Origin of the sequence: Tabrizicola sp., assembly GCF_031377265.1 — a bacterium.
Lineage (GTDB): Bacteria > Pseudomonadota > Alphaproteobacteria > Rhodobacterales > Rhodobacteraceae > JAUYQR01.
This window is the reverse complement of the sequence record NZ_JANMET010000127.1, coordinates 1-9,278: the sequence shown is the minus strand read 5'-3', so window position 1 is coordinate 9,278 and position 9,278 is coordinate 1. Positions and strand designations below refer to the sequence as shown.

10 protein-coding genes are annotated in these 9,278 nt (G+C 62.7%); 8 read left to right on the top strand and 2 right to left on the bottom strand.

The window, feature by feature from the left end; genetic code table 11:
• From RMO18_RS07525 to pgi, 8 genes are all read left to right on the top strand, one after another.
• On the top strand, positions 1-690 hold a 690-nt coding region (locus RMO18_RS07525; RefSeq protein ID WP_405054027.1), incomplete at its 5' end, for a xanthine dehydrogenase family protein molybdopterin-binding subunit.
• 13 nt (positions 691-703) lie between these two features.
• Positions 704-1,489, top strand: a complete 786-nt coding sequence (locus RMO18_RS07520) for an FAD binding domain-containing protein (protein WP_309664947.1) — start codon at positions 704-706, stop codon at positions 1,487-1,489.
• 171 nt (positions 1,490-1,660) lie between these two features.
• On the top strand, positions 1,661-1,993 hold the full coding sequence (locus RMO18_RS07515; protein ID WP_309664946.1) for a hypothetical protein: 333 nt from the start codon (positions 1,661-1,663) through the stop codon (positions 1,991-1,993).
• Entirely contained in the window at positions 1,993-3,081 is a 1,089-nt protein-coding gene (locus RMO18_RS07510) for a radical SAM protein (RefSeq protein ID WP_309664945.1), read from the top strand. The genes RMO18_RS07515 and RMO18_RS07510 overlap by 1 nt, the downstream gene beginning before the upstream one ends.
• Positions 3,082-3,265: 184 nt before the next feature.
• Positions 3,266-3,850, top strand: coding sequence for an HNH endonuclease (locus tag RMO18_RS07505; RefSeq protein ID WP_309664944.1), 585 nt, complete (start codon positions 3,266-3,268; stop codon positions 3,848-3,850).
• Between the two features lie 146 nt (positions 3,851-3,996).
• The gene (gene zwf, locus RMO18_RS07500) at positions 3,997-5,451 is read left to right on the top strand and encodes a glucose-6-phosphate dehydrogenase (protein WP_309664942.1); all 1,455 of its coding nucleotides are present in this window, start codon (positions 3,997-3,999) and stop codon (positions 5,449-5,451) included.
• Positions 5,448-6,119: a 6-phosphogluconolactonase gene (gene pgl, locus RMO18_RS07495; RefSeq protein ID WP_309664941.1), complete on the top strand. Its 672-nt coding sequence runs from the start codon at positions 5,448-5,450 to the stop codon at positions 6,117-6,119. The genes zwf and pgl overlap by 4 nt, the downstream gene beginning before the upstream one ends.
• Positions 6,120-6,122: 3 nt before the next feature.
• Positions 6,123-7,721, top strand: a complete 1,599-nt coding sequence (gene pgi, locus RMO18_RS07490) for a glucose-6-phosphate isomerase (RefSeq protein WP_309664939.1) — start codon at positions 6,123-6,125, stop codon at positions 7,719-7,721.
• Here the strand turns inward: pgi and RMO18_RS07485 are convergent, their stop codons facing one another.
• Together RMO18_RS07485 and RMO18_RS07480 are read right to left on the bottom strand one after the other, a co-directional pair.
• Positions 7,722-8,936 carry a hypothetical protein gene (locus tag RMO18_RS07485; protein WP_309664938.1) on the bottom strand — a complete coding sequence of 405 codons (1,215 nt, stop codon included), beginning with the start codon at positions 8,934-8,936 and terminating at the stop codon, positions 7,722-7,724.
• On the bottom strand, positions 8,933-9,259 hold the full coding sequence (locus tag RMO18_RS07480) for a hypothetical protein (RefSeq protein WP_309664937.1): 327 nt from the start codon (positions 9,257-9,259) through the stop codon (positions 8,933-8,935). The genes RMO18_RS07485 and RMO18_RS07480 overlap by 4 nt, the downstream gene beginning before the upstream one ends.
• Positions 9,260-9,278 lie beyond the last annotated feature (19 nt).

Sequence of the window (9,278 nt, the reverse complement as noted above, 5' to 3'; positions counted from 1 at the left end):
AGGGCGGTGGACAAGATCATCGCCAAGGGCAAGAAGATCGCCGCTCATATGCTGGAAGCGGCAGAGGGTGACATCACCTTTGCGGACGGCAAATTCAGCGTGGCAGGCACGGACAAGGCCAAGACCTTCGGCGAGATCGCCTTTTCGGCCTATGTGCCGCACAACTACCCGCTAGAGACGCTGGAACCGGGGCTGGAGGAGACGGCCTTCTACGACCCCGCCAACTTCACCTACCCGGCGGGCGCCTACATCTGCGAGGTCGAGGTTGACGAAGGCACCGGGCGGGTCGAAATCGCGTCCTTCACCTGTGCCGACGACTTCGGCAATGTGATGAACCCGATGATCGTCGAGGGGCAGGTGCATGGCGGCGTCGGCCAAGGCATCGGTCAGGCGCTGCTGGAAAACACCTTCTACGATGAAAACGGCCAGCTTCTGACCGGATCCTACATGGATTACGCGATGCCACGCGCCGACGATGTGCCGTTCTACAACGTCGATCATTCCTGTTCCACGCCCTGCACTCATAACCCTTTGGGCGTAAAGGGCTGTGGCGAGGCGGGGGCGATAGGCTCGCCCCCCGCGGTGGTCAACGCGGTGATCGACGCGCTGCAGCGCGGCGGCCACAAACACGTGACGCATATCGACATGCCGGTCTCGCCCTCACGGGTGTGGTCGGCGATCAACGGTTAAGGGAGGACGGACAATGCATAATTTTGAATTTGTCAAACCGGCCTCCATCGCCGATGCGGTCAAGGCATTGAAGGCCGACGGTGCGCAGCCCCTTTCGGGCGGCCAGACGCTGATTGCCACGATGAAGCAGCGGTTGGCCGATCCGTCAATTCTGGTCAGCCTGACCGGGATTGCCGAAATGAATGGCGTCTGCATGGGTGATGGCGGGCTGCATGTCGGCGCGGCCACCATTCATGCCGATGTGGCGAAGGAGGCCTCAGCAAGCTATCCCGCGCTGGCAAAGCTTGCCGGCGGGATCGGCGACCCTGCGGTGCGCAATCGCGGTACCGCCGGCGGGTCGCTGGCCAACAACGATCCTGCAGCGTGTTATCCGGCGGCGGCGCTGGCGTCTGGTGCCACCATCGTCACCAACACCCGCAAGATCGCGGCGGCGGACTATTTTCAGGGCATGTTCGCCACCGCGCTTGCAGAGGGCGAGATCATCACCTCGGTGATCTTCCCGATCCCGGAAAAGGCGGCTTATGTGAAGTTCAACCAACCGGCCAGCCGCTTTGCCCTGACCGGCGTGTTCGTCGCCAAATACGCCGATGGGGTTCGCGTCGCCGTCACTGGCGCATCGAACAACGGCGTGTTTCGCTGGACCGAGGCGGAGACGGCGCTGTCGGCCAACTTCTCGGCTGCGGCGATTGCCGGGCTGACGGTGGATGGCAGCAACATGATCAGTGATCTGCATGGCACGCCCGCCTACCGGGCCAACCTGGTAAAGGTTCTGACGGGGCGGGCCGTGTCTGCCGCCTGACCAAAGCAGCAGAATCAGGAAAGGCCCCGGGTCCAACCGGGGCCTTTTCCATTTGGAACGGCAGGTATGCCAATCCAGACCTGCATGACGAATAGCAAAGTGCCAAGCTGCAGGGGCCGGAAATTACCGGTGACTTCCATTTTCATAATACTTTTACTTCTGGAGATTTCCATGGAACTTAATGCCATCAAGGCCACTTCGGTCAAAGACCTACAAAAAGCCCTCGCCAAACGCCTCGCGCATCGTGACATCAAGGATGATGTCATCGCGGCGGTGTCAAAGCGGATGATCCGGGACGGATTGAAGATCGCCGCCTTCGATTTCTGCCCCTACGGCATCTGCATCGACTACTTCAGCGACCGGCCGTTTTCGGTCGATGCCTATGTGAAGGACAACATCCTGCGCGCAATCAAGCTGTTCCCCAATGGCATCCTCGTCGACGATCTGTGGCGGATGCAGGTGGAAATGCATGTGCCCGAACTCCAAGGTCTCGGGGGGCGATGATGACAGCGCATCCTTCGGGGTGCGGGCTGTCGCGGTCGGGCTTCTTGCCCGACCGCACGGTCCATCTGCACCCGCTTGACCGCTGCAACCTTGCTTGCAGCCATTGCTATTCCACCTCGTCGCCTCTGAAGGCGTCGATCCTGCCAGTTGAACCCCTGATAGAGGCGCTGTCGCTCTTGCGCCTTGAGGGCTACGAAGTCCTTAGCCTGTCGGGCGGCGAACCGCTGCTATACCCCGATCTGCAGCGGCTGGTCGGTGCGGCAAAGGTTCTGGGCTACCGCGTCGGCGTGATCACCAATGGCTTCCGCATCACCCAGCGCCATCGTTCGCTGATCGAAAGCCTTGACGCCATCGCTGTCAGTTTTGATGGCATGGAGGGCCTGCACAACCGGATCCGTGGCAACGCGCGGGCCTGGGATGTGGCGATCAAGGCGTTGGACTATCTGCGCGAGATCGGAAAACCTGCCGCCGCTGCCTTTACCGTGTCCAACCAGTCGCTGCAGGATGTGCCCGACTTCATCGAGCTTTGTGCAACGCTCGGCGTGCGTGCGGTCCAGTTGCGCCCGCTGGTCATGGCGGGGCGCGCTCGCTCGGATGCCACCGATCTTGCGCTGAGCGCGGAAGAAGAGGCGCGTCTGTGGATGCTGGGGCAGACCCTGGCGCTTGCCTATGACGGCGAGGTTCTGGTCCACACCGATCTGGCCCCCGCAGAGGCCCTTTCCGCAGATCGGGATGCCTGGTCGCTGGCGCTGAACGGCGGGCCTGATCAACGGCTGTCGGATGTGGTCAACCCGCTGTTGATCACGCCGAAAGGTGTTCTGAAACCCTTCACCTACGATTTCCCGTCAGAACACGATCTGGGCCGCCTGTCCGATCTGGTGCCAGACTCCCGCCATAAAGTACGGAGCCGTTTGCCGGGGCTGCGCAGTCTGGTTGCCCGAACGCTTCATTCGGTGGCCCTGCAAGACGGTTTCATCGACTGGTTCGCCTTTCAGCGCGATCAGGCTTTGACCGAGGCACGACGGCATCGCGCGGCTCTGTTTTCGCCACACGGCCATTCACCAGCGGTGGCCTCGCAGCGCCTTTAATCAAGCAAATGTCATGGCGGCGTCACCTTTGTCGGGCAGATAGCGCTTGTGGATAACCCGATAACCAATCAGGTTCTTGGGGGTTGCATAGGCAATTGCGCCAGATATAGTTCCTGTGTCGGAGAGGCTTGCGGCACCTCGTTACCGAACCGACAACAGGATCAAGGGTGGAGTGTCCAGGCGAATGGACGGCGATTTCAGAACCCAGTTTGTACGCGACCCTGCGGCGCTGAAGCATTTTCCCGCGCTGGTGCTGAATGCGGACTATCGCCCGTTGTCCTATTACCCGCTGTCGCTGTGGCCCTGGCAAGAGGCGATCAAGGCCGCTGTGCTGGACCGGGTGCAGATCGTTGCCGAATACGATCAGGTGGTTCACAGCCAGAGGCAGGTGTTCAGGATACCCTCGGTCGTCGTGCTGAAGGATTATGTGAAACCCCAGAAGCGCGTGGCATTCACGCGCTTCAATCTTTTTCTGCGCGATCAGTTCTGCTGTCAGTATTGCAGCGCCAAGGGCGATCTGACCTTTGATCATGTGGTGCCACGGTCCAAAGGCGGGATCACCAGTTGGGAAAACGTGGTGGCCGCCTGCAGCCCGTGCAACCTGCGCAAAGGATCGCGCAGTTTGCGCCAGGCGGGGATGAGCCTGAACCGGATGCCGCGCGCGCCGTCAGCCGAAGAAATGCAGGTGCATGGGCGGCGCTTTCCACCAAATCATCTGCATGAAAGCTGGATGGACTATCTGTATTGGGACGCCGAACTGGAAGCGTAAGCCTGCCCAAGTCCCGGATGCCGCCCCCAATGCACTTTCATCCTCATGGCTCGCGGTGCTAGACAGCCCTGAGCGTCAGGCGTAGAAGGACGGCGTTAGCGCTAACGGCGTCCGCGCCGAGCCTTTAAGCGGTCGAAAGGGCAATCATGGTTTCGCGCGTCATCCCGGTGGATGTCTTTGATTTGGTCATCTTTGGCGGCACTGGCGATCTGGCCCGTCGCAAGATCCTGCCAGGCCTGTATCGCCGCTTTCTTGGCGGCCAGATGCCTGCGGACAGCCGCATCATCGGGGCGGCCCGCGCCGACCTGACCGAAGCGGCGTACCGTGCGCAAGTGCGCGCCGCGATTGCCGAATTCGTGCCGAAGGCGCGGCAGGACGAAACTGCCATCAACGGATTTGTCGATCGTATCTTCTATGTTTCAATCGACGCCACCGGTACTGCGGGCTGGCCCGCCCTGAAGGCGCTGATGCGCGAAAATGTGGTCCGGGCGTTCTACTTCTCGGTGGCACCCAGCCTGTTCGGCGACATCGCCTCGCGCCTGCATGACCACGCCATTGCCGATGCCTGGAGCAGGATCGTGGTGGAAAAGCCGTTCGGTCGCGATCTGACCTCGGCGCGCGCGTTGAACGCGGTGCTGGCGCTGCATTTCACCGAAGCACAGATTTACCGAATCGACCATTACCTCGGCAAGGAAACCGTGCAGAACCTGATGGCGGTGCGCTTTGCCAATATCCTGTTCGAGCCGTTGTGGAAGGCCGAATACGTTGACCACGTGCAGATCACCGTGGCCGAAACCGTCGGCGTGAATGGGCGTGGGGCCTATTACGACAAATCCGGCGCGATGCGCGATATGGTGCAAAACCATATGATGCAGCTGTTGTGCCTGATCGCGATGGAGCCGCCCTATCATTTCGACCCCGACGCGGTGCGCGATGAAAAGCTGAAGGTGATCCGCGCGCTGAAACCGGTGCCGCCCGAAAACATCGTGCGCGGCCAATACGGTGCGGGCGGCGGCGAGAAGGGCTATCTTGAGCATAGCGAGAACCCCGCGTCCAAGACCGAAAGCTACATCGCCCTCAAGGTACATGTGTCGAACTGGCGCTGGCAGGGGGTGCCGTTCTATCTGCGCACCGGCAAGCGGTTGCGTGCGCGGGCGTCGGAGATCGCGATCACCTTCAAACAACCGCCGCATGCGATTTTCGATGATGCGACAGGCTGGCATGAAAACGTTCTGGTCATCCGCCTGCAGCCGAACGAAGGCATGAACCTGATGGTGATGATCAAGGAACCAGGCCCCGGCGGCATGCGCCTGATGCAGGTGCCCTTGGACATGGCCTTTGCCGATGCGCTGGGTGAGGCCGCCGAAGATGTGCCCGATGCCTTTGAACGGCTGATCATGGACGTGATCCGCGGCAATCAGACCCTGTTCATGCGCGGCGACGAGGTGGAGGCCGCCTGGGCCTGGACCGACCCGATCATCGAAGGCTGGGAAGGGCGCGGTGACAAGCCGCAATCCTATGACCCCGGCTCGTCCGGGCCAGAGGATGCGCTGATGCTGATGCACCGCGATGGCCGCCGCTGGCGGGAGATCAAGGAATGATCTTCGAAACTTACCCCGACCGCGAGATGATGATGCTGTCGCTGGCCGACAAGATCGCCGGCCAGTTGGGAGAGTTTCTGCGCCGGGATGGCAAGGCCACGCTTTGCGTGCCCGGCGGCACCACTCCGGGACCGATATTCGACACCTTGTCGGGGGTAGACCTGGACTGGGCCAATGTCGCGGTCGTGCTGAACGACGAACGCTGGGTGCCTGAAAGCTCGGATCGCTCGAACACCCGCCTTGTGCGTCAGCGCCTGATCCGGGGCCGCGCGGCGCAGGCACGCCTGGTACCGCTCTATGCGCCCGCCGACACGCCGGAGGCGATGCTGGACACGCTGGCTGATGGCATCAGGCCGCATCTGCCAATCTCGGTGCTGCTGTTGGGGATGGGCGCGGATATGCACACCGCCAGCCTCTTTCCCGGTGCCGACCGACTGGACGAGGCGCTCAGTCCGCAGGCCCCGATCCTGATGGCGCTTCGGGCCGAGGCGGCGGGCGAGCCGCGCATCACCCTGACCGCACCGGTTCTGCAGGCCGCTTTCAACATCCACATTCTGATCACTGGCGCAGAAAAGCGTGCGGCGCTGGAAATTGCGGCGGGTCTCGGCCCGAAAGACGCGCCCGTGCGCGCGGTATTGGACAACGCAACCGTGCATTGGGCGGAGTAGATCATGGACAAATGGGCACCGCTGCGGGCAGCGCAGGCACGGGTTGCAGAACGCTCGATCCTCAGCCTGTTCGATGACGCGCGCGCGGCCGGGTTTGCGGTGCGGACCGACGGCATGCTGCTGGACTATTCCAAGACCAACATCGATGCCACCACCCGAGACGCGCTGATCGCACTGGCCGAAGTGTCGGGTGTGACCGACAAGCGCGCAGCAATGTTTGCTGGCGAAAAGATCAACGTGACCGAGGGCCGCGCGGTACTGCATGTGGCACTTCGGGCGGGGCGCGAAGCCACCATTACCGTGGACGGCGCGGATGTGCTGCCAGAGGTGCGCCGCATCCGGGCGGCCTGCGCGGCCTTTGCCGGCGACGTCAGATCGGGGGCCTATCAGGGGCAGGGTGGGCGGATCACCGATGTCGTCAACATCGGCATCGGCGGGTCCGACCTTGGCCCCGCGATGGCGGTGCTGGCGCTGGCGCCGTTCCATGACGGGCCGCGCGTGCATTTCGTGTCCAACGTCGACGGCGCGCATATCCATGATGTGCTGGCGGACCTCGACCCCGAGACGACGCTGGTCATCGTCGCCTCCAAGACATTTACCACCATCGAAACGATGACCAACGCCGATACCGCCAAACGCTGGATGGCTAGCAAGGTCGCCGATCCCGCCGCACAGTTTGCCGCAGTGTCCACCGCAAGTGCGAAGACCGCCGCCTACGGCATTGATCCTGCGCGGGTATTCGGGTTCGAGGATTGGGTCGGCGGGCGCTATTCGATGTGGGGGCCGATTGGCCTTGCACTGATGATCGCCGTCGGACCGGCAGATTTTGACCAGTTCCTCGCCGGTGGCCGGGCGATGGACCAGCACTTCCTGACCGCGCCTTTCGCGCAGAACATGCCGGTGATGCTGGCGCTGGTCGGCGTCTGGCACAACCAGATCTGCGGCTATGCCACGCGCGCGGTGCTGCCCTACGACCAGCGCCTCAGCCGCCTGCCAGCCTACCTGCAACAGCTGGAGATGGAGAGTAACGGCAAACGCGTCGCCATCGACGGCAGCGATCTAACCACCCATTCAGGCCCGGTGGTCTGGGGTGAGCCCGGCACCAACGGCCAGCACGCCTTCTATCAGCTGATCCATCAGGGCACCCGCGTCGTCCCATGCGAGTTTCTGGTGGCAAAACAAGGGCATGAGCCAGACTTGGGGCACCAGCACCTGCTGTTGGTTGCCAATTGTCTGGCGCAAGCCGAGGCGCTGATGCGCGGGCGCAGCCTTGATGAGGCCCGCGCCATCATGGCCGCCAAAGGGTTGACCGGGGCGGAACTGGAACGACAGGCCCGTCACCGGGTATTTCCCGGCAACCGCCCGTCAACGGTGCTGGCCTATGACCAACTGACCCCGTTCGTGCTGGGCCAGATTATCGCGCTGTACGAACATCGGGTGTTCGTCGAAGGCGTGATCCTCGGCCTCAACTCCTATGACCAATGGGGGGTGGAACTGGGCAAGGAACTGGCGCTGGCGCTGCAGCCGGTGCTGGAGGGCAAGTCTGATGCTGGCGCCAAGGACGGCTCCACCCAGGCACTGGTAGCGTTCCTGAAACGCTGATCAGGCCAGCGTGTCGCGTGCTGCCTGCACTTGGCGGGCCAGCCGGGCGGCTAGAACGGCTTGCGGATCGCCTGGATAATCGCGCCGCAGCTCGGTTGCCACTGCAAGCGCACGATCACGCAACCCCACGTCAGCATAGGCCGCAGCAATCTTCGCCCCTAGACCGGGATCGCCACGCCGACCGATGCGCAAGATGCCCTTCGCTTCGGCACAGCGGGCGTTGAACAGCTGTTCCAGATGCTGTGGCACCCCAACCTGCGGCAGCCCGCAAAGTGCTGCAAGGCACACGGTCCCATGCGGCGCTGCATGCACGATCAGCCGCGACCGGCGGGCAATCTCATCGGCGCTGGCGGGGTGGTCCAGCAAGGTCATGCCCGATGCCGCAAGTCTGGCGCGCACCTCGGGGCTGGCGCTGGGAACATAACCGCGCCGGGGCAGGGACAGCCCTTCCAGCGCCACGACCAGCGCATCGTCGGTCAGTTCATCGGTCGAGAAATAGACAAAAACCTCAGTCCCTTCACCCGCCAGCGCTTGCGGCGCAGCAGTATGGCAGCCGGTCAGGTCTTCCGGGTCCCGGTCGGCACCATAGGGATCGAGGAAATCGAACGTGGTGACCAGCGACAGATCCACGTCATAAAGTGCCGCAAGGCGCGGCAGTGGTGCCAGCCCGCTCTCCGCGCCAACCGCGTTCAAAAGTGTAAGCGTCGCTGCTTCCGAATGAAAGACGGTCGAGTAGTCATTGAGAAACAACGGGAATCTGTCGATATGCGCCGGTGGTACCAGATAGCCAGTGCCGATGCTGATGATGCGAATGGCCCAGCCTTCGTCCCGCAGGCCCAGCGCTGCCCGCAGCGCCAGCGGCGAGAAATCGGCAATCAGCAGCGATATGTCTTCATCAACGATCAGCTTGCGCCAGAACGCCAGGCCCCGGCGGATCTTGTGGTCGGATGCCAGCCCGATGGCAGCCAGCACATCGCCCCAGGTGGCGCTGCCGGGTAGCCCCATCTCGCCGACAGTGCCGACCGGGCGCGCCAGCAGCGGCGCCTTCACCACCTTTTCGCACAGATCTGCCAGTTCGTCAGCATAGTGCTGCCGGGCCAATGCAGCGATGATCCGGACATCGGGCCCCAGCGCCTTTGCCGCAGCGCGCAGCGTGGTCACATGCCCACGCCCGCCCCCCGCCTCATTGGCGAGCAGCGCGCGTGGTGTGATCAAAAACTGCCACCGTAGCCGCCATCATCGTCATCAGAGCCGGCATCGTCGTCATTCGACGCCGTTGTCGCCTCAGCGCCATACAGCTGTCGCGCCCAGGCCAAAGCGCGGCCCTGATTGAACATGATGCTGCGGGTCAGGCCATCCTTGCCGATCATGTGGACAGTTGTCTGGCCGTTGTGTTTGACGATCAGCACCGGGGCATAGACCCCATCGATCAGCTGGTTGGTCCGCTTGACCGTCAGCGCCGACGCGCCATAGGCGTTGGACACGATCAACACGCCGACAAGCACGCTCCGGCTTAGCCGGGTTCGGGAATTCGACATTTGCAAAACTCCAGGAAAG

What these genes read in the sequence shown, in the direction of transcription:
- RMO18_RS07520 (WP_309664947.1), top strand. Translation starts at nt 704, where the DNA reads ATGCATAATTTTGAATTTGTCAAACCGGCCTCCATCGCCGATGCGGTC.
- RMO18_RS07515 (WP_309664946.1), top strand. Translation starts at nt 1,661, where the DNA reads ATGGAACTTAATGCCATCAAGGCCACTTCGGTCAAAGACCTACAAAAA.
- RMO18_RS07510 (WP_309664945.1), top strand. Translation starts at nt 1,993, where the DNA reads ATGACAGCGCATCCTTCGGGGTGCGGGCTGTCGCGGTCGGGCTTCTTG.
- RMO18_RS07505 (WP_309664944.1), top strand. Translation starts at nt 3,266, where the DNA reads ATGGACGGCGATTTCAGAACCCAGTTTGTACGCGACCCTGCGGCGCTG.
- zwf (WP_309664942.1), top strand. Translation starts at nt 3,997, where the DNA reads ATGGTTTCGCGCGTCATCCCGGTGGATGTCTTTGATTTGGTCATCTTT.
- pgl (WP_309664941.1), top strand. Translation starts at nt 5,448, where the DNA reads ATGATCTTCGAAACTTACCCCGACCGCGAGATGATGATGCTGTCGCTG.
- pgi (WP_309664939.1), top strand. Translation starts at nt 6,123, where the DNA reads ATGGACAAATGGGCACCGCTGCGGGCAGCGCAGGCACGGGTTGCAGAA.
- RMO18_RS07480 (WP_309664937.1), bottom strand. Translation starts at nt 9,259, where the DNA reads ATGTCGAATTCCCGAACCCGGCTAAGCCGGAGCGTGCTTGTCGGCGTG.